This is a genomic window from Enterobacter sp. 61D5 (genome assembly GCF_034107965.1).
Taxonomy (GTDB): Bacteria; Pseudomonadota; Gammaproteobacteria; order Enterobacterales; family Enterobacteriaceae; genus Enterobacter; species Enterobacter cloacae_M.
In genome coordinates this window covers 608937-634788 of record NZ_JAWNFK010000006.1, presented here as the reverse complement: position 1 = coordinate 634788, position 25852 = coordinate 608937, and the positions used below count along the sequence as shown (strand labels likewise).

Here is a 25852-nt window from a genome sequence, read left to right as displayed (position 1 = left end):
TCGCAGTTTTCACGGTCACGGAATTTTCAGATGGTGAAGGTTAAAATATCGATGTTCATTTTTTTACTTTAAGTCTTGAGACAAAGGTTAAGGTTTTATCTTCTGGGCAAATCATTAGAAAAATTGCTGTGGGAGATTTTTCTAAACGTGTAATTCCATGCAGCATCTGGTAGAGTCTTTTTTTTAGTTTTTCTGCTCCATCTTTTTCAGACTCCCACTCTAAAACTGCCTGACCCTCTGAACCAATGAATGCATGGGATGGAAGTTTGACACCTCGGTTTGACTTACTTGAATAGTTTCGGTCATGCAAGAGACCCAAGATAAGAGGGTTGACATTATTATCTGAGAATGGGGCTTCAATAACTATTAATACTGTGTAATATAGGATTTTCATGGAAGCCTTATGGTTTTTTCAGCAATAAAGTCATATTGCCATGGTGTTGGATGTACATGTCTTAATTATAAATGTTTGTGTGGGGGTAAAAAAAAGCCTGCGTTAAGCAGGCTATAATAATTAAACGTAGTTATAATAATGATTTCATGAATGTTGGCGTTGAATCCCTGGCGTCAAAGATACTTCTGCGCCGCATCTAATATTTCCTGAGAGGTAAGTTCTCGATCTGATGCCACATAGACCACTTCATGGTCACCTGTTAAAGAGGGAAAACCTGCTGACATTATCTGAAGGTTTATCACTTCTCCATTAGGATATTCTTCGCGTATTGATGTCACACCTTTAAGCACAGTGATAACTTTACTTGGCTTACCATTAAAAAAAATGATTACTTTTTTCATATATCACCATGTATTTTGAGGGTTTTTAGCCCCTGCAGGTGTTCGAAAGGGTTCTGTTTGTCCATTTTTTTGCCTCTTTCGAAATTAAAACAAGCATTATACTGCCTTAACGTGTACTGTAACGGTCCATTTGAACTGGAGAAGTCTATGTCTGCACGTAAAAACACTCAATTCCGCCGAAATTATTTAGTAAAATGTCCTTGTCCAAACTGCACAAAAGATTCCGAACATAGTTACAATCGTGTACAAAAGGGGGCTCAGTTGGTGTGCCCGTACTGCTGTGCTTTGTTCAAGTCTTCCCAGCGCTTCTAAAAAAATTATTAAAAAAATAAGAAGTGATGCTTTTGGAGGCTGCCTAACCTCTTACGCACTTTAGTATTTTATAAGCAGTTAGCTTCTGCTTTGAGACTGTTCATGCAGCAGTCCTGCATTTCATCACATCGGTCAGCAAACTGATGGGAAGTAAATATGCTGGCCTGTTGTAATGATGTGCGTAACCGAACAATCACCTTCCACTGATAAAGTCATGCTGGCTTAAGTAAATCATCTAAAAATTATCTATCGCAAAGTGTTACATTGGCAGCGATTGGACCTTTAGTTCCAGCTATGATAGCGAATTTGACTTTTTGTCCTTCAAACAGAGTATTAAATGTTTCTCCCAGCAGGGAAGAAGTGTGAACAAGAACATCTTTACTTCCATCGAGTGGGGAGATAAAACCAAACCCCTTGTCTTCGTTAAACCACTTAACAAGACCTATGATTTTAGATGACATACAAACTCCGTTTGAACATTTCAAACTGACAAGCAAGCTCATGATAAGAAACGTATGCTGGTATATGTATGGACTCAAGAGGAGGGATATCAGAGATAACACCTGGTTATGAGAACGGCTTTTGGAAAAGTTAGATTCATCATCGCACCGGATAAGTCAAACCATTAAGGCACGTGTTGAATGATTAAGCAAATTTTATTTTAGCCTTCCAGAAGGCCGTTAAGATAGGGTTAGCTATTATTAACTAATCCTGTATAGTCAAATCTGGTTTACCATTAGGAAAATATTTGTCTCGTAAAATGACAGGAATTGTCAAAAGTTTTGACTTCAAGAGCGGAAAGGGATTGATTATCCCATCTGATGGCAGAAAAGATGTTTTTTTACATGTTTCTGCATTAAGTAATAGTGAAAGCCAAACGTTAACACCAGGTGTTCGTGTTGAATTCTATCGTATAAATGGACTTAGTGGTCCGATGGCTGCAAATATATTTCTTTCTTAAAATAAGATAATATTTAACCAAATATAAAGTGCGCATCAAAAGTACGGCAGATTATATATTTGTTTGTTTTATCAATTTTCTCCCCTGATTTTTTACATTTCCAACATCACGGGCCACTGCATGCCAGATAAACATCTCAGCTGGCACAGTGCCGTCAGATGCAATCTCTTCCGCTTCTTTCCCACCAATATCCTGCCGCATCCACTCACGTGCCGCTTCTGGTGACAAAACAAGTGGCCGGCGGTCGTGAATGTCGACCAGACCTTTATAAGCTGCAGACGTCACTATAAGAAAACCCTCAGCTTCATCACCGCGCTCAAATGGTGTGCTGCCGATCGCTGCCATAAATATTGGTTGGCCATTGGCACGGGGAATGAAGTAGGGCTGTTTTTTGTCACCTTCTTTTTTCCACTCGAGCCATCCATCGGCGAAGCAGATCGCCCGGCCATGTTGCCATAGAGGTTTAAACATTCTGCTGGTGGCCGCCGTTTCGACGCGCGCATTAATCAGGGGCGCTTTATCCCACCATCCCGGGGCATAACCCCAGAATACAGGATCAAGATGTAACTGCTCGTTTCGTTCGCTCAGCAACAGGACCTTCGTGCCTGGTGCCACGTTGTAACGTCCAATCGTCTCAGGGTCGTATGCGATGTCTCGATCGGCTTCATCTGCGAGGTATGCCAGATATTCTTCACGGGTTTGGGCTTGTGCAAAGCGTCCACACATAGAAACCTCCAGCCAGATATCAGACTGAAAGTATAGGGCGGGGAGAAAAAGAGGTGCGCTGGTTAAGTCTTATAATCGAATTCGTGACGACCATGCTGATCGGATAGAGAGACGTAAAGCAGTGTGTTGCGAACCCGGAAGTAGCTACGCAAAGCAGGGGGATATTGGGGGCAAATTTCGGGGCATTTTGAAGGAAGGGGCACCGATAGGGGCATCAAAAAGACCGTGCACGTCCGTAGATGTCCGTTAAACGTTTCTGGCTAACACACTGATATCATCACAAATAAAGCCATTTCAATGAGTTGCGAATTTTCTGCGCACTAAAACTGCACAAACAGATTTTTCATTGGGTCTCACCGAAAAAACGCTATGTGCAGAATATACATGAAAACCCTTCGCATTTTTCACGTCTGTCGCGCGTGTTACATGGCTTTCGCGCTGTTTTTTACCTTGGCGATGAGTTTTTCCGTCACGGCCAGGCCCTCTGCAATGTGCGTATCAATCACATCGGTACCGAATTCGTTAATTAAATCCAGGAGTATTTCGAAAGACTGGATAAGTTCCAGCAGGTCAAAAAGCGCTTTTTGATCGGAGCGCGAGGGAGAGGCGCGCCTTAGGGCTACCTGATTAACAATCCACTCGAGATTGGTTTTGATGGCTTCTACCTGATTGTAGCTATACATATGCCATAGGCTTAAATCCTCATTTCAAGATTATATGGGAGAGATATCGTAACGCTTCGCGGTGAAAGCGAGTCTACATGCAGTCGGGGCGAACTGGAGAAAGGAGGGCTGAAGATTTAATTATGGAATAGTTCGCGTGCTTAGCAAGTCAATTGTTGCGCAAACGTAAAAATAAACGCGCGAAAGAGAGGACATCGCTGTGTAATGCCTTCATTGCGCGCACGTTATGCTAGCCAGATAACGGAGTCAGGTTTCCCAGGCGTGCGGGGCAAACAGATAACCCTTGTTACGTACGGTTTTAATGCGGTAGGGCTCGTTAGCGTTATCCTGCAGCTTTTTGCGCAGACGCGAAATCGCCACGTCAACGCTGCGGTCCATTCCGTCATAGCTCACGCCACGCAGGTTTTTCAGCAGCGCGTCGCGGTCCATGATTTGCCCGGCGTGCGTTGCCAGCTCCCACAGCAGGTCAAAGTCTGCGGTGGAGAGGGCGATAAGCTCGCCGGAGAGCAGCACCTGGCGGTTAATGGGGTCAATAGACAGCGTACCGAAGCGCATCGCTTTGTGCGGCGTCAGAGACGGCGCGGGCGCTTCGCGTTCGATGCTGGCGTGCTGGCGCAAATGCAGGCGCAGGCGGGCAAGCAGGACGGCAGGCGGTGTGGTTTTCAGAATGTAGTCATTGGCGCCCATCTCCAGCGACAAAATATGGTTCATATCGCTGTCCAGTGAGGTGAGCAGGACGATAGGGCCCTCCCACCGGGCGCGCAGGTCGCGGCAGAGCGTCATGCCATCTTTTCCTGGCAACATGATATCCAGCAGTACCAGGTCCGGGTTTTCACGCACGACCACCTCTTCGGCGCGATCGCCGCGAGGTTCAACAATGACGTCCATATCATGTTTACCCAGATAGGCGGCGATCAGTTGCCCGACCTCGGGTTCGTCTTCAACATAAACAATCTTATTCATACAGCGTCTGTTTTCGTGAAAAAAGCCAACATACACCGCGGAACCTTAACCTTCCATTAATCTTTCAAAATTAACGCCGGTTCCGTTATTCTGGCTCTTATTGATACTTGATTGTTATAGGGAAAAGTATGGGGCTGGCGATCAAAGCCGCGCTGGGCGCGCTGGTGGTGTTACTGATTGGCATTCTGGCAAAAACGAAAAACTACTACATTGCCGGGCTAATCCCGCTGTTCCCGACCTTTGCGCTGATTGCCCACTATATCGTGGCTTCTGAGCGGGGCACGGAAGCGTTACGCACGACCATCGTGTTTGGCATGTGGTCTATCATTCCGTATTTTCTCTACCTGCTTTCGCTGTGGTATTTCACCGGTTTTCTGCGTCTTCCCCTGGCGCTGAGCGGGGCGGTGGTCTGCTGGGGACTCAGCGCCTGGGTGTTAATTTTCTTCTGGAGCCGCTTTCACTAGCGCAGCGGGCGTCCGCCGTCCACGGCAAAGGTTCTGCCCGTGACGTAGCAGCTGGTGAGCAGGTAATCCACAAGGTCGATCACCTCTTTTTCGCCTGGGGCGATTTTCATCAGCGACTTGTTCAGCGCCTGCTGGCGATACTCCGCATCATCGTTTTCGTTAAACAAAATCATCGCCGGGGCGATGGCGTTTACCTTCACCTCGGGCGCGAGTTTGCGGGCGAACGAGCGTGTCATATTATCCAGCGCGGCTTTGCTGGCCGCGTAGGCGATGTGCTTGTCGCTGCCGCGCTCCACCACATAATCGGTGAAGTGAATAATGTCGCCCGCCGCGTGCCCATGGCCGCGCAGCAGATCCTGCAGAGCGTGGTTAAGCAGATAAGGGGCATTGACGTGGATCTGCAGCATGGCGGAGAGCGTGTCGCTGAGTGACGTACCGTGTTTTTCGGCTCGCCATGCGCTGGCGTTATGGATCACGGCGCGCAGTCCCGTCGTGGTGGCTTTTACCTTTTCCGCGAAAGTCAGAATGCCTTCATCGGTCGAAAAATCAGCCTGAATGCAGACCGCCCCGGCTTTGCGTAACCCTTCAATAGACGGGTATTCCGTACGGTAGCTGACAATGACCGGATGGCGAAGGTTGAGAAAGTGATGGGCGAGGGCGAGGCCGATACGGCGGCCTCCACCGGTAATCAGTATTGGGCGAAGCGGTGCATTTCCCATCGTATTCTCCTTTACAGTTCAACAATGGGAAAGGCGATGCTAACCCATTAACATCCAGGTTGCCGGCAGGGCAGCAACCAGTAACAGTCCAATTAATGCCATCTCACGGCGTTTCAGCGCGTTCTCCAGCTGATGCGTGCGGCGGGCGTAGATAAACACCAGCAGACCCGGTGCGTACAGCACTACCGACAGCAGCAGATGCATAGGTCCGGAAGCATACAACAACCACAGGCCGTAAATACAGGCTCCGACACCCACGACATAATGCGCCGGACGTGTGGCAATTTTTAACAGATACGCACCTACTAAGAAATAGGGTACCAGAATCATCTCCGAGGCGATGGTCAGCAGGGTGTTATAGTCTGAACCTGTGAGCCAGATCAGTACCAGACAGACCTGAACGCTGATGTTGGTCAGCCAGAGTGATGCCGACGGCGCGCTGTTTTTATTTTGACGGGCAAACAGGCGTGGAAACGCCTTGTGCGTCGCGGCCAGGAACGGCACTTCAGCCGCCATGATGGTCCAGCTCAGGTAAGCGCCGCAGACGGAGACGATCAGCCCTGCGGCAATCACCACATCGCCCCAGGGGCCGAGCATTTTCACCATCAGGCCTGCCATTGACGGGTTACGCATTTCAGCCAGCTCAGGACGCGCCACCACGCCCAGCGACAGCAGCGTCACCAGCAGATAGACCCCGAGCGCAGCCAGTACAGCCAGCAGCGTAGCGCGGCCCACATCGCGTTTATTCCGTGCCCGGGCAGAAACCACGATCGCGCCTTCAACGCCGATGAATACCCAAAGGGTAATCAGCATCGTGTTTTTCACCTGCTCCCAGACGGGAACGCCCAGCGCAACGCCGCTGAAATCAAGCTTGAATACGTCCAGACGGAACGCAATAAAGGCCAGAACGATAAACAGACCAAGCGGGACCAGCTTCGCCAGCGTCGCCACCAGGTTGATGCTGGCGGCCGTTTGTACGCCACGCAACACCAGCCAGTGGACGAACCACAGCAACACCGAGGCGCCCACAATAGACTGCCAGGTATTCCCGTCGCCAAAGAAGCGCAGCTCAGGCGTATCGGTAAAGAAACTGAGCGCTGAGAAGACGATCACCAGGTAGGATACGTTGGCGATAACGGCGCACAGCCAGTATCCCCACGCGGAACAGAAGCCAATCAGCTCGCCGAAACCTTCACGCGCATAGGTGAAAATGCCGCCGTCAAGATCCGGGCGAATGCGGGTGAGCAGCAGCATCGCGAAGGCCAGCAGCAGTATGCCGACACCCGTAATACCCCAGCCGATGATGAGCGCGGAAGGGCTGGCGACGGCGGCCATATTTTGCGGCAAACTGAATACGCCTGCACCCAGCATTGAGCTTAAAACGAGTGCAGTCAGAGCACTCAGGCCAAGTTTCTTTTCCATTGGCTTCCTGTTATGAAAAGTCCAAATCCAGAATAATTATTTCGCACAGGCGCATAAAAATGGTGGATCACACTAAGGCGCGGGATTTTACGGAGTGTAACGAATGCATGCAATGACGTGAGGCAGAAATTCAAAAAAGTAACAAAAAAGGCGGCATTGCGCCGCCTTTCGTAAACGATGTTGTTACTTGTACAGATCGGCGCTGATCGTCACGTTGTTGCCACGTTCCTGCCACTGGCGGGTGATGTGGTAGTACTTCGCCCCTTTCTTCGCCGCACGCTTCGCGACCTGGTAAGAGACTTCCGTCATGTTGCCGTAGTTGCCGGTAAACTTAATGCTGTCGAACGGCACCATCTGCGCTGCAGTGGCGTTGTTCAACTCTTCAATTTTGGTACCGTCCGGCAGCGTAACGGAATAACGGCCACCTTTCGTGGACTGCGTTTCGAAGAAACGGCCCACTTCAGCGCTTGGAGCAGCCGTCGTTGCTACGCCTGGAATTTCAACTTTCTTCGCTTCTTCGCCGCCTTTAGCTAGCGCCGCGCGACCTGCTTCTGAATTCGCCGGGATGGCATCCGGGCTCTGCAGAACACGTTTTTTCGCATCTTTTTTATAGATGAACGCGGTAATACGCTGGTTGCCACCCTGGTTAGCATCGACCTGACGCACGATGAAGAAAGAGTAGGCCCCTTTCTCTTTCGCGGCCTTGGTGATTGCATCGTTCACTTCAGGCTGGCTGCGATAGAAGCCCTGAACGGTGACAGTGTCGTAAGGTTCCAGCTCAATCGCCTGATCTTTCGGCAGTTCAACAACACCGTTGATCACGCGATTTTTTGGTGCGTCAGCTTTCGGCGCATTGTCTTTGAACAGCGCAATGGTCACGCGCTGGTTACCGCTGTTGCCGTAATCGGACTGGTCAACCACATAAAACGAGGCCGCCCCGTTTTTATCTGCGGCTTTTGATGCAGCGGCGACGGCGTCGCCAATAGAATTATAACGACCCACAATGACCGTATGGTCAAAAGGTTTTAACGCTGCCGCTTGCTCCGGCGTTAACTCTGTTGCGGCATTCGCAGACAGGGCGGTCGCGGAAAGAAGTGCGGACGCCAGGAGTGTGTTCTTAAGCTTCATAAAAATGATCCTTCGCCTTGCGCAAACCATGTACTGGTATTGTTGTTAATTTGAGACGGTCCCGATTATTGCATTTAAAACCCGTCGCTGTCTGCGCCATTTTTCACTGCCTGTGCTTACTGAATCACCGAATTCGATAACATTTAGTGATATGTTGAAAAAACACGCGTTTGACAAGTAAAACTGATAAAGCATATGACTTTTACAAGTTAATTTAATGTTAACAAGTTGTTCTCTTATGGCGCTATATCATGTTTTTACCGCTTCGCTTGCGCGTTTTATCGGTTCTGGCAGTGAATTTAAGGTAAATATCACTGTCAGTGACGCCGATCGCTTATTTTTCACAGATAAAGTAAGAAATAGTGTTTTCTGGCGGTAGATCACGGGCGCTATTTTCAGTAGGTTATAGACAGTTTGTTACTGTTTTATTTTCCGGGGTTAATCATCTCTCGTCGCTCGCGCGATGGCGAAAATTGATACAAACCGCGGGCATTTATCGATAAACCATCATCAAAAACCGATGGAAGGGAAAACTATGCGTATTGGGGTACCAAAAGAACGGTTAGCCAATGAAACCCGCGTAGCGGCAACACCGAAAACGGTGGAGCAACTGCTTAAACTGGGTTTTACGGTCGCGGTTGAAAGCGGCGCAGGCAAACTGGCGAGTTTCGATGACGAGGCCTTTATCCAGGCCGGCGCGGAAGTGGTCGACGGTGCTGACGTCTGGCAGTCGCCGGTGATTCTGAAGGTCAACGCACCGGAAGAGAGTGAGATTGCGCTGCTCAATCCGGGAACGACCCTGGTGAGCTTCATCTGGCCTGCGCAAAACCCGGAGCTGATGGAGAAACTGGCGGCCCGCGGCGTGACCGTAATGGCGATGGACTCCGTGCCGCGCATTTCGCGCGCGCAGTCGCTGGATGCCTTAAGCTCCATGGCAAACATTGCCGGCTACCGCGCCATTGTTGAAGCGGCCCACGAGTTTGGTCGCTTCTTTACCGGTCAAATCACCGCCGCGGGTAAAGTCCCTCCGGCGAAAGTGATGGTGATTGGCGCAGGCGTGGCGGGCCTTGCCGCAATCGGTGCGGCAAACAGCCTGGGCGCTATCGTACGCGCCTTTGACACCCGTCCTGAAGTAAAGGAACAGGTCCAGAGTATGGGCGCCGAATTCCTTGAGCTGGATTTCAAGGAAGAAGCAGGCAGCGGCGACGGCTACGCGAAGGTGATGTCCGAAGCCTTTATCAAAGCCGAAATGGAACTCTTCGCCGCCCAGGCGAAAGATGTCGACATTATTGTCACCACCGCGCTTATCCCGGGTAAACCGGCGCCGAAGCTGATTACCCGTGAGATGGTTGACTCCATGAAGCCGGGCAGCGTGATTGTCGACCTGGCCGCCCAAAACGGCGGTAACTGTGAATATACCGTTCCAAATCAGGTAACCACGACCACTAACGGCGTGAAGGTGATCGGCTATACCGATCTGCCGGGCCGTTTGCCAACGCAGTCTTCTCAGCTCTACGGCACCAACCTCGTCAACCTGCTGAAGCTGCTTTGCAAAGAGAAAGACGGCAACGTCACCGTTGATTTCGACGATGTTGTTGTGCGCGGCGTCACGGTGGTCCGTGAAGGTGAAATTACCTGGCCTGCGCCGCCTATTCAGGTTTCTGCTCAGCCTCAGGCGGCAACGAAAGCGGCACCTGAGCCAAAAGAACCCGCCAAACCGGCTTCTCCGTGGCGCAAATACGCGATCATGGCGCTGATGATTATTCTGTTCGGCTGGCTGGCTGACGTCGCACCAAAAGAGTTCCTTGGCCACTTTACCGTCTTCGCGCTCTCCTGCGTCGTGGGCTACTACGTGGTGTGGAACGTCTCCCATGCGCTGCATACGCCGCTGATGTCGGTAACCAACGCCATCTCGGGGATCATCGTGGTGGGGGCGTTACTGCAGATTGGTCACGGCGGCTGGATCAGCTTCCTGAGCTTTATCGCGGTGCTGATCGCCAGTATCAATATTTTCGGTGGTTTCACCGTGACTCAGCGCATGCTGAAAATGTTTCGTAAAGGCTAAGGGGTAGCATATGTCTGGAGGATTAGTGACAGCCGCATACATTGTTGCTGCAATCCTGTTTATTTTCAGTCTGGCGGGGCTTTCCAAACACGAAACGTCTCAGCAGGGTAATAACTTTGGTATCGCCGGGATGGCGATTGCGCTGATTGCCACCATCTTCGGACCGGATACCGGCAACGTGGCGTGGATCCTGGTGGCGATGATCATCGGCGGCGCGATTGGTATTCGCCTGGCAAAACGCGTTGAAATGACCGAGATGCCGGAGCTGGTTGCCATTCTGCACAGCTTCGTGGGTCTGGCGGCAGTGCTGGTGGGCTTCAACAGCTACCTGTATCACGAACCGGGCCTGGAACCGATTCTGGTGAATATCCACCTGACGGAAGTGTTCCTCGGTATCTTCATCGGTGCGGTGACCTTCACCGGCTCCATTGTCGCGTTCGGCAAACTGCGCGGGAAGATCTCCTCTAAACCGCTGATGCTGCCAAACCGTCATAAGCTGAACCTGGCGGCGCTGGTAGTGTCGTTTGTACTGCTGGTGGTCTTTGTGCGTACCGAAAGCGTCGGTCTGCAGGTACTGGCGTTGCTGGTGATGACCATCATCGCGCTGGCGTTTGGCTGGCACCTTGTGGCGTCCATCGGCGGTGCGGATATGCCGGTGGTTGTCTCGATGCTGAACTCCTACTCCGGTTGGGCGGCAGCGGCGGCAGGCTTTATGCTGAGCAACGACCTGCTGATCGTCACCGGTGCGCTAGTGGGCTCTTCCGGTGCGATCCTGTCTTACATCATGTGTAAGGCGATGAACCGCTCGTTCATCAGCGTTATCGCCGGTGGTTTCGGGACCGATGGGTCTTCTTCCAGTGCGGATGAAGAAGTGGGTGAGCACCGTGAAATTTCTGCGGAAGATACCGCAGACATGCTGAAAAACTCGCACTCCGTGATCATCACCCCGGGCTACGGCATGGCGGTGGCGCAGGCGCAGTATCCGGTTGCGGAAATCACCGAGAAGCTGCGCGCGCGCGGCATCAAGGTTCGCTTTGGTATTCATCCGGTGGCAGGGCGTCTGCCAGGCCATATGAACGTGCTGCTGGCGGAAGCGAAAGTGCCTTACGACATCGTGCTGGAAATGGATGAGATCAACGATGATTTCGCCGACACCGACACCGTGCTGGTCATTGGCGCCAACGATACCGTTAACCCTGCGGCGCAGGACGACCCGGGTAGCCCAATCGCCGGTATGCCTGTTCTGGAAGTGTGGAAGGCGCAGAACGTGATCGTCTTCAAACGCTCCATGAATACCGGCTATGCCGGGGTTCAGAACCCGCTGTTCTTCAAAGAGAACACCCACATGCTGTTTGGCGATGCCAAAGCCAGCGTGGATGCGATTCTGAAATCACTGTAAGTTGCGTTGAAACGAAAAAACCGCCGAATTCGGCGGTTTTTTTTATTGCCGGGTGGCGCTGACGCTTACCCGGCCTACGGTTTTGTAGGCCCGCCAAGCATGTGCCGCCGGGCGTCAGGCGTTAATCGTCTTCAGGATCGTCCAGCTCAACCGGCGTCTGATACTCATCCGGCTTAATGACCAGCAGGTCGCAGCGCAGATGGTCGATCACCTGTTCGGCGGTATTGCCGAGGAACGCGGCAGAAATACCGGTTCGGCCAATGGTGCCCAGCACCACAATCCCCGCCTGCAGGTGTTCCGCCAGGTCCGGGATCACCTCTTCAGGCAGCCCTTTTTCCACGTGGGTCATTTTCTCATCGATGCTGAATTTCTGACGCAGCGTTTTCATGGCCAGCAAATGCTGACCGCGGATCGCGTCGTTGTACACGCTCGGGTCAAATTCAGGCAGCTCAATGGCAATGTTAATCGGGGTGACCGGATAGGCGCCAACCAGATGTACTTCGGTATGATTCACCTGATCGGCAAGCTGGATGGTCTCCTTCACCAGCTTCTCGTTCAGCGAATTGTGATAATCCTCTTCGCTCGCGAGGTTTACCGCCACAACGGCTTTCCCGCCTTCAGGCCACGGCTGGTCTTTCACCATCCAGACCGGGCAAGGACATTTGCGCAGCAGGTGCCAGTCGGTCGGGGTGAAGATCACGGATTCCAGCTTGTCGTGCTGGTGCGCCATCTTCAGCAGCAGGTCGTGCCCGCCGGCGACAATTTCCTGGATGATGGCTTCGAAAGGTCGGTTATGCCAGACCACTTTAATATCAATAGGTACACCCGCTTCCAGATAATACTTCGCCTGTTCACGGATCCACGCGGTACGCTGGCTGATGACGCCCTGACGCATAGCGGTGCGCTCGTCAGGCGACAGAAGGGTGGTCATCTCATACGAGAAGTCATAGATCGGCAAAAACGCTTTGATTTTGCCACCAATCCGTTGATGTAAATACACAGCACGTCGTAATGCCGGCTGATCGTCCTGATTAGGATCGATAGCTACCAGCATGTTTTGATACTTGGCCATACAGGTCTCCTTACTACTGTCACCACAGTCTGTAATTAAAAGAGTAACCTATATATCCTGAATGAAACAGAGGGGAGGTTTTGCCAGATCAATAATTCATGAAAATTTATCAGAGGAAAAGTACCGTCGTCGTCACCGCGATAAACGCAATAAACAGCAGCACCATCACCGCTATCGCAAAGGTCGTGGAGTCCTGGACGTAGGTTTTTTCTTCCCCCTTCATCGGGCCGACAAGCATGATCCAGATGAAGATAAAGGTCACAGAGGCAATCACGACTGAAACGAAAAACAAACTTTCTCTCAATTCATAACCTCAACGAGAACCTTTCGGGCGCTGTGTGGGGACGTGCTAAGGTGAAAATATCTTGAAACGGAAGTGATTATACCAGACCAATAAATCACAAGAATTTATCAGTCTGGTCATCAACATGCGGAGAGTTACGCCACGTTGCGGGCGTGTCCGGCAAGAACGGCAAGCGCTTCACCGTTTTCGATAGTGATGTATTTACCTTTAACGGCCAGCATCCCGCTTTTCTGGAAACGGCCCAGCAGACGGCTGATGGTTTCCACGGTCAGGCCCAGGTAGTTACCGATATCGCCACGCGTCATCGTCAGACGGAATTCACGCGGCGAGAAGCCACGCTCGGCGAAGCGGCGGGAGAGGTTGTAGATAAACGCGGCCAGGCGCTCTTCTGCATTCTTTTTGGAAAGCAGCAGAATCATGTCCTGATCGCCTTTGATCTCACCGCTCATCAGACGCATCATCTGCTGACGCAGGTTAGGCATCTTACCGGACAGATCGTCCAGGGTTTCAAACGGGATTTCGCAAACCATTGAGGTTTCGAGTGCCTGAGCAAAGCTCGGATGATGGCCCGTACCAATGGCATCAAAGCCTACCAGGTCACCCGCCAGATGGAAGCCGGTGATCTGCTCATCACCCTGTTCGGTGATGGTGTAGCTCTTGATGGTGCCAGAACGGATAGCATAGAGCGATTTCAGTTCGTCTCCCGCTTTAAACAGCGTCTGCCCTTTCTGAATAGGCTTTTTGCGCTCGATGATATTATCAAGCTGATCGAGTTCATGCTCATTCAGGGTAAACGGGATACAGAGCTGGCTGATGCTGCAATCCTGGCAATGGATAGCACAACCGCCAGACTGAATGCGTCGTATAATTCGCTTTTCCGGGATCATAGGTTTGCTCAAGCCTTAATTGATATTGGTCAATTTTAACATCTTTTTGGTAAGTACGTAAGCCTGACAAACCCTCAATAAGAGCAAGAGACGGCAACGTGTCGCCATCTTCTTGAAATTCCACAGCTTGATTATGGATTTTTAGCCTAACCGGTAGAAAATTAAGCACAAAAAGCCTGGGAGCTAGAGCAGGAGATACCCTTCGTGACGCAGCAACCACTCTTTTCGCTGCACGCCACCGGCATAGCCTGTCATGGTACCGTTACGGCCAATGACGCGATGGCAGGGCACCACGATGCTGATTGGGTTAGATCCATTCGCGGCACCCACTGCACGTGCGGCTCCTGCGCGGCCTAGCTGCTCCGCGAGCTGGCCGTAATGCATGACCTGCCCGCACGGTATCGACCGCAGGGCCTGCCATACTTCGCGCTGAAAAGGGGTGCCAGCCGTGGCGGTCGGCAGAGTATCAATGATGCTGAGATCGCCTTCGAAGTAGGCCGCAAGCTTGTCGCTCAGCCCACCCGGGTTGGTGGCGCGAATACGTTCATACCCCTGCGAGCGGTAGTGAACATTGAGCAATTCTTCCATGCGGTCGCTATGCTCTTCCCATTCGACGGCGCGCAGGCAGAACTGCTCGTCCGCGATCACCCACAGCGGCCCAAGCGGCGTCGCAATCTTATCTTCGAGTAATCTCAGCATCATCATTCCTTTAGTTCAGCCTCGGGTAAATCCCCGGCCCAATCGGCAGGCCGACAAGATACCATGCCACCAGCATCACCAGCCATACCCCTAAAAAGATAAGCGGGTAGGGTAAAACCAGCGAATAGTAGGTACCCAGTTTGGCCTTGGGTTTATAGCGCTGCAGGAAGCCTAAAAACAGCGGAACAAACGGCGAAACCGGCGCCAGCGGAATCACCGAGGAGTCCGCGATGCGGAACAGGATCTGGGCAAACGCAGGATGAAAACCCAGCATCATAAACATCGGTACGAAGATCGGGGCCAGAATCGACCAGATGGCGGAGCCGCTGGCGATAAACATGCACAGCAGGGATGACAGCAGCGCCAGGCCGACAAACGCCGGCACGCCGCTTAATCCGGCGGCCTCCAGCGCGTCGGTCAGGCCCACGGCCATAAACTTGCCCATGTTGCTCCAGTTAAACATTGCCACAAACTGCGCCAGCGGGAACACCATCACGATAAAGCCCGCCATCTCCTTCATCGGCTCGATCATCAGCTGCGGCAGATCGCCCTGACGGCGGATTTTGCCGGTCGCAATACCGTAGGCGAGCGAAACGACAAAGAAGAAGAGGATAATCAGCGGCACGATGCCCTGAATAAACGGCGACGGCAGGACGGTATGTTTAACCGGATCGCGTAATATGCCGTTTTCCGGTACCACCATCAGCGCCACCAGCGCGATAAAGGCCAGCGAGACCGCGCCAGCCACGCGCAGGCCGAAGCGCTGCTCTTTGCTCAGGGTTTCCAGCTTTTCATCGCTACGGCCTTCCCATTTACCCAGCCGCGGCTCGATGATTTTATCGGTAATCAGCCCGCCGACAATCGTCAGGACAATGACTGAGCTTGCCATAAAGTACCAGTTGTCGATCACGCTGACGTGCATGGCCGCATCAATGGTCTTCGCCGCCTCCGTGCTGATGCCAGAGAGCAGCACGTCGGTAGTGACGATCAGCAGGTTAGCGGTGAATCCACAGCCCACGCCCGCAATCGCCGACAGCAGGCCCGCCACGGGATGACGCCCGACGGCGAGGAAAATCAGCGCCCCCATCGGCGGCATGATCACCAGCGCGGCGTCGGAGGAAATATGGCTGAAGAAGGCGATAAACAGCACCATATAGCTGGCGTAACGCGCGCTGACGTGAGAAGCCATCTTCACCATTAATGCGGGCAGCAATCCAACGCGTTCAGCCAGCCCGGCGCCCAGCACCAGTGCAAGAATGGCGCCCAGTGGGGCGAAGCCGCTGAAGTTCTTAATCACGTTGGGTAAAAACCAGTGCAGCCCGTCAACGCTGAGCAGGTTCTTTACCGCCACCAGGCTGCCGTCAGCCGGGCTGCGCACGCTCACGTCAAATGCGGAGAGCACGGCGGTGGCGACCATTAAAATCACAATCAGATAGATAAACAGCAGGAAAGGGTGAGGCACTTTATTGCCGATCCTTTCAACCCAGCCATAGAGCTTACCGGATGGGGAATGCGAAGGTATGGATGACATACTCATGGGCGTTCCTCGGGAGTGTTGTGTTGTTGTGTTTTTTTATTTTAAAGGTGACGGTGTCACGCCTCGTGGGATCGGACACGCGTACGGTTTTTCTTGTAATTGTTGTTCGAACTCTTCACGGCATTTTTTCAGCAGCGCTGCGTCCTGCAGCAGATTGAGCGCGGTCGCGCCCATCACTTTTCCGGCCAGCAGCATGCCTTTGTGGGCAATGGAGGTACGCCCCTGCGCCACCAGTTGCCAGGTGTGCAGCGGCGTGCCGACGGTAAAGCAGGGGCTGAAGCACTGGGCGACCGGCATTTTCCAGCTGACGTCGCCCACGTCGGTTGAACCCGCCAGCACGTTGTCGGTGACGGCATAAGGTGCGACTTCATCCACCAGCAGCGTCTCCTGATGACGACGGGCAAAGGCTTTACCCGCGTCACCACCCGTTGCGGCAATATTTTTCAGGCTGTTTTGCAGATCGTTGGGCGTCAGGGTGGCGCGGATCTCGCGGGCGAAGGCGCGTTCTTCCTCCGTCCAGAGCGGCGTGCCGTAGTGCTGCAGGGCGCGATACATCGCCGCCTCGAGCGTGCGGTTCGGCAGGTAGCTGGAGCAGGCTTTATCAAAGCGACACTCGACGGTGGTTTCGGTCATCATCGCCGCGCCCTGGGCGATTTTCTCGATGCGTTCGTAAATCTGCTGTGCATCGGCCATTTCCGGGGCGCGGATCAGGTACAGCACCTCAGCCTGGGCCTGCACCACGTTGGGCGAAATCCCGCCGGTATCGGTAATGGCATAATGGACGCGCGCTTTCTCAATGATGTGTTCGTTGAGGAAGTTGGTGCCGGTCGTCATCAGCGTCACGGCGTCCAGCGCGCTGCGTCCCAGATGAGGGGAGTTGGCTGCATGCGCCGCCACGCCGTGAAAACGCCAGGCTGCCTGAATATTCGCCAGCGTGCTGACGTTAAACATCCCGGCGAAGGCTTCCGGGTGCCAGGTGACGGCGGCATCGACGTCATCAAACAGACCTTCGCGCACCATAAAGGTTTTCCCGGAGCCACCTTCTTCACCGGGACAGCCGTAAAAACGCACCGTTCCGCTGCCGCCGTGCTGCGACAGCCAGCTTTTCACCGCCACCGCGCCCGCAAGCGCCGCGGTGCCTAAGAGGTTATGCCCGCAGCCGTGGCCGTTGGCTCCCGGCTTGGCGGATTGCGCCGTCGCGCAGTGCGCCTGCTGGCTTAACCCTGCCAGCGCGTCGTATTCGCCCAGCAGGGCGATGACCGGTTTCCCGCTGCCGAAGCTGGCGATAAAGGCATTTGGAATACCGCCGGCCTCGCGCGTTAGCGTGAAGCCCTCGGCCTCCAGCTCGCTGGCGAGCCGTTCGGCGGACCAGAACTCTTCAAAGCGGGTTTCAGGACGATCCCAGATCGCGTCGGCAATATCGGTTAACGTCCGACATCGCGTGTCGATCGCATCGGCAATAAAAGCGTAGTTCTCCTGCATTACACACCTCGCGTCCACGGGAAATTGAGCGCAGTTCGCGCCAGCGTTTCGATGGCGATAGTCATGACCTGCTCATCGAAGTCGAATTTTTCGTTGTGATGTCCGGCGCTCAAATCCGTGCCGAACACCATATAAGACGCCATGCCGCCGTTCTGCTGCACGCGGGCCATCATCAGCGTGGCGTCTTCGGAACCCGCTGGCGCCTTCACCTTATCGATGGCGTGGACAACCCCGGAAACCTGGCTCGCCTGTTCGCGCAGGTAATCAACCCACGCCGGTGTCGGCGCGCTGGAGGTTGCGGCGCCCATCAGGCGCATCTCGGCGCTCACGCCGTAGAGCGCCGCAGCACCGGTAATGACCGCCTGCGCGTGTTCAAAGACATACCGATTAATCGCTTCGCTTTCGCCGCGCGTTTCAACCTTTATCAGGGCATTCGCGGGCACCACGTTGCGTCCGCTGCCCGCCTGCATCACCCCGACGTTCACCCGGGAGGCGCCTTCGCTGTGCGGGGCGATGCTGTGCAGGGCGAGGGCGGCCTGCGCGGCGGCGAGCAGGGCGTTACGTCCGTCCTCCGGTTTACCGCCCGCGTGTGCGGCAACGCCGGTAAAGTTCACGTCGAACTTGGTGGTAGCCATAAAGTTATCGCTGCCGCAGATCGCCGTTCCGGCAGGGACGCCGGTACCAATATGGATGGCCGTGAAATAGTCCACGTCGTCCAGCGCCCCGGCGGCAACCATGGCGCGCGCGCCGCGTGTGCCTTCTTCGGCAGGCTGGAAGATCAGCTTGATGGTGCCGTTGAGCTGCGCGTCATTCTGCTTAAGCACCTGCGCCAGCCCCAGACCAATAGCGGTGTGGCCGTCGTGCGCACAGGCGTGCATCATGCCCGCGTTGCAGGAGGCAAACCCGTCGCGGAACGGGCGATGGCTTTCATCCAGCGCTTCGCTTAAATCAAGGGCATCCATGTCGACGCGAAACGCCAGGGTCGGTCCAGGGCGGCCGGTATTGAGGGTCGCCACAATGCCGGTAAACCCGCCTTCAAACGGTGCCAGCCATTTCTCAGGCGCGCCCTGAGCCCGTGCGCGGGCAAACTCTTGCGCCAGGGTAGCGGCATCGGGTAGCCCCATCCGGCTTTCGGCATCGACGACGTCGCGGCCCATCGCCAGTTCGTAGCCCAGCGAGTCGAGGATTTCCGCGACTTTCGCGGCCGTTCGAAACTCTACCCAGCCGGATTCCGCGAAATGGTGAAAATCGCGACGCCATGCGCTCAGCTGCGGGGATAATGTCTGGATGTACTGCGCCAGTGTGTCCATATCTGTTCCTGTCATCATTAAAATATGTGAACTGCTTCACGCTGTGATAGTTTTTACTTATCACTAACCGATTTTTCACAGTTTTAACCGTTCAGGAATTACCCTCGCACATCCCTTTCCATTAAAGTAGATGACAGTTTCTTTACTCTGATAAACAACGGTTATCGGTCGGGCTATGACATTCCAGATTAAATTTCATCAAATCCGGGCGTTTGTTGAGGTTGCGCGACAGGGCAGCATTCGCGGTGCCAGCAGGACGCTGAATCTTTCCCAGCCGGCGTTGACCAAATCCATCAAAGAGCTTGAGGAGGGCATGGCGGCGCAGCTTTTCGTGCGCAGGAGTAAAGGCGTCGCGTTGACCGAATGCGGTGAGGGCTTTTACCAGCGCGCCAGGTTGATTCTGGAAGAGCTGCGCGCGGCGCAGGATGACATCCGTCAGCGGCAGGGGGAGCTGGCCGGGCAGATCAACATCGGGATGGGGGCCAGCGTTTCACGCACGCTGATGCCCGCCGTTATTACCCGCTTTCATGCGCAGCATCCGCAGGTCAAGGTGCGGATTATGGAAGGACAGCTGGTGTCGATGATCAATGAATTACGCCAGGGCGAGCTGGACTTCACCATCAACACCTATTATCAGGGACCTTACGACCAGGAATTTACGTTTGAAAAGCTCTTCGAAAAACCGTTTGCGGTATTTTGTCGGGAGGGGCATCCGGCAATGGGGGCAACGTCAATTAATGAACTCCTGCATTATAACTGGACAATGCCGACGCCGCGGGGAAGTTATTATAAGCAATTAGAGGAGGTATTTAGCGATCGTTCGCAAATACCGCGAATTGGTGTGGTTTGCGAAACATTTTCTTCCTGTATTAGCCTGGTTGCGCAAAGTAATTTTTTAAGCATATTGCCGCAGGAGCTAGGCTGTGACCCGCTGCTGGCACACCGTCTGGTCATGCTGCCGGTTGTCGAATCGCTTCCTAAAGCAACATATTATTTAATTCAGCGCCGTGATTCACGTCAGACGCCCCTTGCCGAGTCATTAATTACGCAATTCAGAAGGGAAGCGAGAAAAATAATTTTCGCGTGAAATTAATATTAAAAAAACAGGATCTGCCCGACATCAGACAGACCCTATAGTACACACAGCAGTGCTTCCTTTCGCCAATCCTGGGTATTATTTCCATGGGGCAGGTATATTTAGGTATAACACCATTTCCAAAAAATGAAAGGCAGGCGAGTGATTGATTTAATGAATTTTTAACATAAATCACGTATTTTACCTTTGCTGAAATTTTAGTTAAGTGTGATTTAAGTTTATTTAATAATTACTATATATATTCATCAGGTTAATATTATTGTCACGCATCGACCTGTAACGGTGATTGAGGCCGGTCTCTGGCGCAGGTATAGTACAATCCTCAGATGTAGCCGGAGGATGTCCATGAACCCTGACGACAAATCATTTTTTCTTGACGCCATGGAAGATGTCCAGCCCCTGAAGCGCTGCGCGGATATTCACTGGCAGCCCAGCCGCAATACGCGGGCGCGCGAGGAGGTGGATAGCGAACAGCTGGATAACTTCCTGACGCTGGATTTTCTTGACATGCTTCCCCTGGAAGAACCGCTGGCGTTCAGGCGCGAAGGGATACAGCAGGGCGTTATCGATAAGCTGCGCTCGGGTAAATATGCCCGCCAGGCCAGCTTAAACCTCCTGCGTCAGCCCGCCGAACGCTGCCGTCAGATGCTCTATTCTTTTATTCGCCAGGCCGGACGCGACGGGTTACGTAATCTGATTATCATTCACGGGAAAGGGCGCGAGCAGAACTCGCATCCCAATGTGGTGCGCAGCTATCTGGCGCGCTGGTTAACGGAGTTCGAGGAAGTGCAGGCTTTCTGCGTGGCGCTGCCGCATCACGGCGGCAGCGGGGCATGTTATGTTTCACTGCGAAAATCGGATGAGGCAAAACAGCAAAACTGGGAGCGGCACGCCAAGCGCAGCCGCTAGCGGGCGATCTCCTCGCCCGCCGGTGACTCAGAACGTTTCCCAGTTGCTGTCGGTAGAGGCGGTCGTCGCCGCCGGGCGCAGCAGCTGTGGCGTTTTCAGACTGGCCGGGCGCGGGGCGACCGCTTTTTCTTTGCCGTTCAGGCGAAACGCGGCTACCGCCTGGCGCAGCTGCTCGGACTGATCTTCCAGTGCCGCAGCCGCCGTGGCGGACTCCTGCACCAGCGCGGCGTTTTGCTGCGTCACGCTGTCCATCTGCGAAACGGCCAGGCTCACCTGCTCAATACCGCGGCTCTGCTCGTCAGAGGCAGATGAAATCTCACCCATGATATCGGTCACGCGGGTGACGGCAGCGACAATTTCCTTCATGGTGGTGCCAGCCTCGCTGACCTGCTCAGAACCGGTATTCACCCGGCTGACGGAGTTCTCGATAAGCCCTTTGATCTCTTTCGCCGCCTGCGCGCTGCGGCTCGCCAGCGTACGAACTTCGCCTGCAACAACCGCAAAACCACGACCCTGTTCCCCGGCGCGTGCCGCTTCCACCGCTGCGTTAAGCGCCAGAATGTTGGTCTGGAACGCGATGCTGTCAATCACGCCGGTAATATGCGCGATTTGCTGCGAACTGTCGGCGATTTCGTTCATGGTGCGAACCACATTATCCACGACGTGACCGCCGCGCGCGGCCGTTTCAGAGGCGTTTTTCGCCAGCAGCGTGGCCTGACGGGCGTTATCGGAGTTCTGTTTAACCGTCGCGGTCAGCTCTTCCATGCTGGCGGCGGTCTCTTCGAGCGAGGCGGCCTGCTGCTCGGTGCGGGCGGAAAGATCGTTGCTCCCCGCAGCAATTTCGCCTGCGCCGGTGTAGATGGAATCCGTACTTCCCCGTACAGCGCTGACGGTGGTCACCAGCGACTGCTGCATCTCATGCAGGCCGGCGGCCAGCTGGCCCATCTCATTGCGACCGGAGATAGCGATCTCCTGCGTCAGGTCGCCCCCTGCAATGGCGCGAATATGGTTCATAATGGAGTGGAGGGGTTTTAACAGCAGATGTTGTAAACCCTGCCAGATGACCACCAGAACCGCGATAACGGCCAGCAGAATAGCCGCCAGCGTCCACTGCATCTGCGTGAAGCTGCTCTGGTTCTCTTCGGTTGCGGCCTTCAGCAGGGTGTTGTTTTCGGCGCGCCAGCGGTTATAGACCGCTTCCATCTCGTCCTGCGCCTGCTGCGCGTCCAGATCGCCATAGGCCTGGTAGTTGTCGGCACGCAGATACTCAATCGATAAGCGCATCACTTCGTGCATCTGGTTCCAGGACTTCTGCATCTCGTCGGTTAATGCCGTCTCCTGGCCGTTAACCTGCGGCAGCTTCTGCCACTCTTTGTTATAGGCTTCGGCTTTTGCCAGCGAGTCGGCTGCGGTGCCAAGCAGTTTATTGATCGCCGCAAGGGAAGCCGGGTCGCGCTGGTTTTTCAGGTAGCGGATCGCCACGCGGGTGACGGTGACGCGCGTTTTCACCAGCGTGTTCACGCTGTCGCTCAGGCTTTCCTGCTGGGCATTGAGCACGCCGGAATTCTGGAAGTTATGGCGATCGTTGCTGACGGCAGAGTAGAACAACCCTCCCGTGACAACTTGCAACAGACAGAATATGGTGAGGGCAAAGATAATACCGGTAATCACGTGCAAATTTTTCAGCATAGCGGTCGTCCGTTAGAAAGGATGCAGAGGTACACCAATACTATCGTCGTATAGAATTTAAACTTTAATTTAACTCGCGCTTAACTAAGGGCTCCGGTGAGGAACCTGTTGTAAATCCGGATCATTTTTATGAGGAAGGTTAACATGAGCAGCATTGATAAAAGCGGGACGTACGCGCTCGGGACGCGGACGGTTAAACGACTGGGCTACGGTGCGATGCAGCTCGCCGGACCGGGCGTTTTTGGCCCACCGAAGGATAAACAGGCCGCGCTGGACGTGCTGCGCGAAGCGGTGGCGGCGGGGGTGAACCACATTGATACCAGTGATTTTTATGGTCCCCATGTCACTAACCAGCTGATCCGCGAGGCGCTTCATCCGTACCGGGACGATCTGACGCTCGTCACCAAGATTGGTGCCCGTCGCAACGACAAAGGCGCCTGGCTACCGGCCTTTTCCGCGCAGGAGCTGACGCAGGCGGTGCATGACAACCTGCGTAATCTGCAGCTGGACGTGCTGGACGTGGTGAATCTCAGGATCATGTTTAGCGCACACGGGCCGGCGGAAGGGTCGATTGCTGAACCGCTCTCCATCCTGGCCGAATTACAGCAGCAGGGGCTGGTGCGTCATATTGGCCTGAGCAACGTCACGGCCACCCAGGTTGCGGAAGCCCAGAAGATGGTCCCGGTGGTGTGCGTGCAGAACATGTACAACATTGTGAACCGGGGGGATGACGCGCTGGTGGATCTGCTGGCGCAGCAGGGGATTGCCTACGTGCCGTTCTTCCCATTGGGAGGCTTTACGCCGCTGCAATCTTCCGGGCTGAAGGCCGTAGCGGACTCACTGGGCGTAACGGCAATGCAGGTTGCGCTGGCATGGCTGCTGCAACGTTCCCCGAATATTCTGCTGATCCCGGGCACCTCTTCCGTGGCGCATCTGCGGCAAAATCTCGCGGCGGGGGAGCTGTGTTTGCCGCCTGAAGCACTGGAAACATTGAATTCGCTGAGGGATTAAAGGTAACACGCGCAAAGCCTGAAGGGTGCTTCCGGCTTTGCGCGCTTAGGGTCCTGTCTGACTTTTCTGCCTGTGCAGCGCTAACGCTTCCGCCACAATCTCCTGCTTACTTTTACGCGTCTCAAAGGCGGTGGTTCTGATGTACTCCATCAGATCGGGATCGATGCGGGCGCTCAGCATCCTGAGATCGGCCTCCTTTGCCAGACCGCGTGCAACACGCTTGTCTGGATAGTCACGGGCTGGCATGGAAAATATTCTCCAGTAAGTCTTGTTAATTTGTGCTGTAAAATATGCTTTTATCTGACTTTAAAGTCAATATGTAGTTATTGCATAGTGATGTTATTTTTTATAAGTCATAAACCAGATGACTTTTATATGACTTATGCTATCAGGCCTGTTAACGGCAGGCGATGTTGCTCAATTAAAACCGCTCAAACTTCAACGCGTTTGGGTTCACCTCCGGAAATGACCTTGATCCTTGTCCATAATCCGTAATACTGTATTTATATACAGTATCTGGCAGGAAAGGCATTATGGACACTCTCTTTTCTTATCACCCAAAGCAAATCATTGAATTACCGTTGTTTTTAGAACGCGTGGCCTGTGGGTTTCCCAGCCCGGCGCAGGATTATGTGGAGGATCGTCTCGATCTTAACCGGCTGGCAGTAAGGCACCCCAGCGCGACCTACTTTATCAAGGTGAGTGGAGACTCCATGACTGGAGCGGGGATCGGCGACGGCGATCTGCTGGTGGTCGATCGTTCGTTAAATGCCGAACACGGGGATATCGTCGTGGCGTCGGTCGCCGGCGAGTTTACGGTGAAAGAGCTACAGACCCGTCCGGTTCTGAGACTTCTGCCGCATAATGCCCGCTATCAGCCGATTACCTTTCAGTCCGAAGAGGAGCTGCAGATCTTCGGCGTCGTCACCCACACGCTTAAAACGCATAAATATGTTCGCGCTGGTTGATGTGAACAGCTTCTATGCCTCCTGCGAGCGGGTCTTCCGCCCCGATCTGCAGGGGAAACCCATTGTGGTGGTGTCTAATAACGACGGCTGCATTATTTCGCTGTCGCGGGAGGCAAAGCAGTTCGGCATAAAAATGGGTGAGCCGTATTTTAAATTCAAAGAAAAGCTATATCCTTCAAAAGTTTACGTCTTTAGCTCGAACTATGCGCTGTATGCCGATCTCAGCAGTCGGGTCATGCAGACGCTGACCGATCTCGCCCCGGCAATCGAGATTTACTCCATTGATGAGGCGTTCGTGAACGTTTCAGGGGTCAGCCACTGCCTGTCGCTGGAAGCGTTCGGTCACCAGATGCGCACAGAGGTCTTTAAAAATACGGGCCTAACCGTTGGCGTCGGTATTGCCCCGACCAAAACCCTTGCAAAGCTGGCCAACTATGCGGCGAAACGATGGTCCGGCACTGGCGGCGTGGTCGATCTCTCAGGCCGCGAGCGGCAGCGTAAGCTGCTGGAAAAGGTTCCGGTAGAGGAGGTGTGGGGAGTAGGGCGGCGCATCACGAAAAAGCTCAACGCTATGGGGATCACCACGGCGCTGGAGCTGGCGGAAGCGTCGTCCTGGGTCATCCGCAAACATTTCAACGTGGTACTGGAACGTACGGCCCGCGAGCTGCGCGGTGAGCCCTGTCTTGATCTGGAGGAGTTCACCCCCACGAAGCAGCAAATTATCTGTAGCCGTTCGTTTGGACACCGTATTACCCAATATGAAGAGATGCACCAGGCTATTTGCGCCTACGCGGAACGCGCTGCGGAAAAACTGCGCGGCGAGCATCAATACTGTCGTTTTATCAGCGTGTTTGTGCGCACCAGTCCGCACGCGGACAATGAAATTTATTACGGCAATCAGGCTTCTGTCACCCTGATGACGCCTACCAATGACTCGCGCGATATCATCCGCGCCGCCACGGAGGCGCTGGGGCGCATATGGCTCGACGGCTATCGCTATATGAAAGCCGGGGTCATGCTGGCCGACTTTTTCAGCAGCGGCGTCGCCCAGCTGAATTTGTTTGACGATAATCGTCTGCGCGCCAACAGCGCGGCGCTGATGGAGATGATGGACAGCGTAAATCATTCCGGTAAAGGGAAGATATGGTTCGCCGGGCAGGGTATTGAGAAATCCTGGGCGATGAAGCGTGAGATGCTGTCACCGGCCTATACGACGCGGTACGCCGATTTGCCGGTGGCGAAGTAGAAGAT

At 53.8% G+C, this 25852-nt stretch carries 28 protein-coding genes; 10 read left to right on the top strand and 18 right to left on the bottom strand.

Annotated elements, in window-relative coordinates:
- Window positions 1-55: 55 nt before the first annotated feature.
- Both UTM25_RS08165 and UTM25_RS08160 read right to left on the bottom strand, forming a co-directional pair.
- The gene (locus UTM25_RS08165) at window positions 56-394 is read right to left on the bottom strand and encodes a hypothetical protein (RefSeq protein WP_194399053.1); all 339 of its coding nucleotides are present in this window, start codon (window positions 392-394) and stop codon (window positions 56-58) included.
- Window positions 395-567: 173 nt separating this feature from the next.
- Entirely contained in the window at window positions 568-795 is a 228-nt protein-coding gene (locus UTM25_RS08160) for a hypothetical protein (RefSeq protein ID WP_025910815.1), read from the bottom strand.
- 147 nt (window positions 796-942) lie between these two features.
- Between UTM25_RS08160 and UTM25_RS08155 the strand changes: the two genes are divergently transcribed.
- Window positions 943-1107 (top strand): YnfU family zinc-binding protein, encoded by a 165-nt coding sequence (locus UTM25_RS08155; RefSeq protein WP_233469355.1) that lies wholly within the window; start codon window positions 943-945, stop codon window positions 1105-1107.
- A 242-nt stretch (window positions 1108-1349) separates the two neighbouring features.
- Here UTM25_RS08155 and UTM25_RS08150 read toward each other — a convergent pair whose 3' ends face one another.
- Complete coding sequence (locus UTM25_RS08150) at window positions 1350-1568, bottom strand: cold shock domain-containing protein (RefSeq protein ID WP_042719078.1); 219 nt, start codon at window positions 1566-1568, stop codon at window positions 1350-1352.
- Window positions 1569-1855: 287 nt separating this feature from the next.
- Between UTM25_RS08150 and cspF the strand changes: the two genes are divergently transcribed.
- Window positions 1856-2068 (top strand): cold shock-like protein CspF, encoded by a 213-nt coding sequence (gene cspF / locus UTM25_RS08145; protein WP_233469356.1) that lies wholly within the window; start codon window positions 1856-1858, stop codon window positions 2066-2068.
- 51 nt (window positions 2069-2119) lie between these two features.
- On the opposite strand, the gene UTM25_RS08140 is transcribed toward cspF, so the two are convergent.
- The 3 genes from UTM25_RS08140 to rstA all read right to left on the bottom strand — a co-directional run bounded on the left by UTM25_RS08140 (window position 2120) and on the right by rstA (window position 4440).
- A complete protein-coding gene (locus tag UTM25_RS08140) occupies window positions 2120-2794 on the bottom strand; it encodes an SOS response-associated peptidase (protein ID WP_194399054.1) in 675 nt (224 codons plus the stop codon).
- Window positions 2795-3216: 422 nt separating this feature from the next.
- Window positions 3217-3477: a hypothetical protein gene (locus UTM25_RS08135; protein WP_194399055.1), complete on the bottom strand. Its 261-nt coding sequence runs from the start codon at window positions 3475-3477 to the stop codon at window positions 3217-3219.
- A 246-nt stretch (window positions 3478-3723) separates the two neighbouring features.
- Complete coding sequence (gene rstA, locus UTM25_RS08130; protein WP_194399056.1) at window positions 3724-4440, bottom strand: two-component system response regulator RstA; 717 nt, start codon at window positions 4438-4440, stop codon at window positions 3724-3726.
- Between the two features lie 128 nt (window positions 4441-4568).
- Between rstA and UTM25_RS08125 the strand changes: the two genes are divergently transcribed.
- The gene (locus tag UTM25_RS08125; protein ID WP_023311470.1) at window positions 4569-4904 is read left to right on the top strand and encodes a GlpM family protein; all 336 of its coding nucleotides are present in this window, start codon (window positions 4569-4571) and stop codon (window positions 4902-4904) included.
- On the opposite strand, the gene folM is transcribed toward UTM25_RS08125, so the two are convergent.
- The 3 genes from folM to ydgH form a co-directional block, all read right to left on the bottom strand.
- Window positions 4901-5623 (bottom strand): dihydromonapterin reductase, encoded by a 723-nt coding sequence (folM, locus tag UTM25_RS08120; RefSeq protein ID WP_194399057.1) that lies wholly within the window; start codon window positions 5621-5623, stop codon window positions 4901-4903. The genes UTM25_RS08125 and folM overlap by 4 nt on opposite strands.
- 39 nt (window positions 5624-5662) lie before the next feature.
- The gene (locus tag UTM25_RS08115; protein ID WP_194399058.1) at window positions 5663-7045 is read right to left on the bottom strand and encodes an amino acid permease; all 1383 of its coding nucleotides are present in this window, start codon (window positions 7043-7045) and stop codon (window positions 5663-5665) included.
- Window positions 7046-7228: 183 nt separating this feature from the next.
- On the bottom strand, window positions 7229-8173 hold the full coding sequence (gene ydgH / locus UTM25_RS08110) for a DUF1471 family protein YdgH (RefSeq protein WP_045356963.1): 945 nt from the start codon (window positions 8171-8173) through the stop codon (window positions 7229-7231).
- A gap of 535 nt (window positions 8174-8708) precedes the next feature.
- Here ydgH and pntA point away from each other — a divergent pair.
- Window positions 8709-10238 carry a Re/Si-specific NAD(P)(+) transhydrogenase subunit alpha gene (gene pntA / locus UTM25_RS08105; protein WP_194399059.1) on the top strand — a complete coding sequence of 510 codons (1530 nt, stop codon included), beginning with the start codon at window positions 8709-8711 and terminating at the stop codon, window positions 10236-10238.
- Window positions 10239-10248: 10 nt separating this feature from the next.
- Window positions 10249-11637 (top strand): Re/Si-specific NAD(P)(+) transhydrogenase subunit beta, encoded by a 1389-nt coding sequence (pntB, locus tag UTM25_RS08100; protein ID WP_024909329.1) that lies wholly within the window; start codon window positions 10249-10251, stop codon window positions 11635-11637.
- A gap of 121 nt (window positions 11638-11758) precedes the next feature.
- On the opposite strand, the gene uspE is transcribed toward pntB, so the two are convergent.
- From uspE to UTM25_RS08065, 7 genes are all read right to left on the bottom strand, one after another.
- Window positions 11759-12709, bottom strand: coding sequence for a universal stress protein UspE (uspE, locus tag UTM25_RS08095; protein ID WP_063440042.1), 951 nt, complete (start codon window positions 12707-12709; stop codon window positions 11759-11761).
- A 109-nt stretch (window positions 12710-12818) separates the two neighbouring features.
- Window positions 12819-13001, bottom strand: a complete 183-nt coding sequence (locus UTM25_RS08090; protein ID WP_014883604.1) for a hypothetical protein — start codon at window positions 12999-13001, stop codon at window positions 12819-12821.
- 146 nt (window positions 13002-13147) lie between these two features.
- Window positions 13148-13900, bottom strand: a complete 753-nt coding sequence (gene fnr / locus UTM25_RS08085) for a fumarate/nitrate reduction transcriptional regulator Fnr (protein WP_006174991.1) — start codon at window positions 13898-13900, stop codon at window positions 13148-13150.
- 183 nt (window positions 13901-14083) lie between these two features.
- The gene (gene ogt / locus UTM25_RS08080; RefSeq protein WP_194399060.1) at window positions 14084-14599 is read right to left on the bottom strand and encodes a methylated-DNA--[protein]-cysteine S-methyltransferase; all 516 of its coding nucleotides are present in this window, start codon (window positions 14597-14599) and stop codon (window positions 14084-14086) included.
- 10 nt (window positions 14600-14609) lie between these two features.
- Window positions 14610-16136 carry a p-aminobenzoyl-glutamate transporter gene (abgT, locus tag UTM25_RS08075; protein ID WP_194399061.1) on the bottom strand — a complete coding sequence of 509 codons (1527 nt, stop codon included), beginning with the start codon at window positions 16134-16136 and terminating at the stop codon, window positions 14610-14612.
- Window positions 16137-16172: 36 nt separating this feature from the next.
- Entirely contained in the window at window positions 16173-17618 is a 1446-nt protein-coding gene (locus UTM25_RS08070) for a M20 family metallopeptidase (RefSeq protein WP_194399062.1), read from the bottom strand.
- Entirely contained in the window at window positions 17618-18928 is a 1311-nt protein-coding gene (locus UTM25_RS08065; RefSeq protein WP_194399063.1) for a M20 family metallo-hydrolase, read from the bottom strand. The genes UTM25_RS08070 and UTM25_RS08065 overlap by 1 nt, the downstream gene beginning before the upstream one ends.
- Window positions 18929-19103: 175 nt before the next feature.
- Between UTM25_RS08065 and UTM25_RS08060 the strand changes: the two genes are divergently transcribed.
- A complete protein-coding gene (locus tag UTM25_RS08060) occupies window positions 19104-20015 on the top strand; it encodes a LysR family transcriptional regulator (protein WP_194399064.1) in 912 nt (303 codons plus the stop codon).
- Window positions 20016-20369: 354 nt separating this feature from the next.
- Window positions 20370-20933 (top strand): DNA endonuclease SmrA, encoded by a 564-nt coding sequence (gene smrA, locus UTM25_RS08055; RefSeq protein WP_194399065.1) that lies wholly within the window; start codon window positions 20370-20372, stop codon window positions 20931-20933.
- Window positions 20934-20960: 27 nt separating this feature from the next.
- Here the strand turns inward: smrA and tcp are convergent, their stop codons facing one another.
- The gene (gene tcp, locus UTM25_RS08050; RefSeq protein ID WP_194399066.1) at window positions 20961-22622 is read right to left on the bottom strand and encodes a methyl-accepting chemotaxis citrate transducer; all 1662 of its coding nucleotides are present in this window, start codon (window positions 22620-22622) and stop codon (window positions 20961-20963) included.
- Window positions 22623-22766: 144 nt separating this feature from the next.
- Here tcp and UTM25_RS08045 point away from each other — a divergent pair, with 144 nt between their 5' ends.
- Entirely contained in the window at window positions 22767-23633 is an 867-nt protein-coding gene (locus tag UTM25_RS08045; RefSeq protein ID WP_194399067.1) for an aldo/keto reductase family oxidoreductase, read from the top strand.
- Window positions 23634-23678: 45 nt separating this feature from the next.
- On the opposite strand, the gene UTM25_RS08040 is transcribed toward UTM25_RS08045, so the two are convergent.
- Window positions 23679-23879 carry a hypothetical protein gene (locus UTM25_RS08040; protein WP_032657653.1) on the bottom strand — a complete coding sequence of 67 codons (201 nt, stop codon included), beginning with the start codon at window positions 23877-23879 and terminating at the stop codon, window positions 23679-23681.
- Between the two features lie 287 nt (window positions 23880-24166).
- Here UTM25_RS08040 and umuD point away from each other — a divergent pair, with 287 nt between their 5' ends.
- Both umuD and umuC read left to right on the top strand, forming a co-directional pair.
- Window positions 24167-24601, top strand: a complete 435-nt coding sequence (gene umuD, locus UTM25_RS08035; RefSeq protein WP_194399068.1) for a translesion error-prone DNA polymerase V autoproteolytic subunit — start codon at window positions 24167-24169, stop codon at window positions 24599-24601.
- Window positions 24585-25847, top strand: coding sequence for a translesion error-prone DNA polymerase V subunit UmuC (gene umuC, locus UTM25_RS08030; protein ID WP_085841737.1), 1263 nt, complete (start codon window positions 24585-24587; stop codon window positions 25845-25847). Before umuD ends, umuC begins: the two co-directional genes overlap by 17 nt.
- Window positions 25848-25852 lie beyond the last annotated feature (5 nt).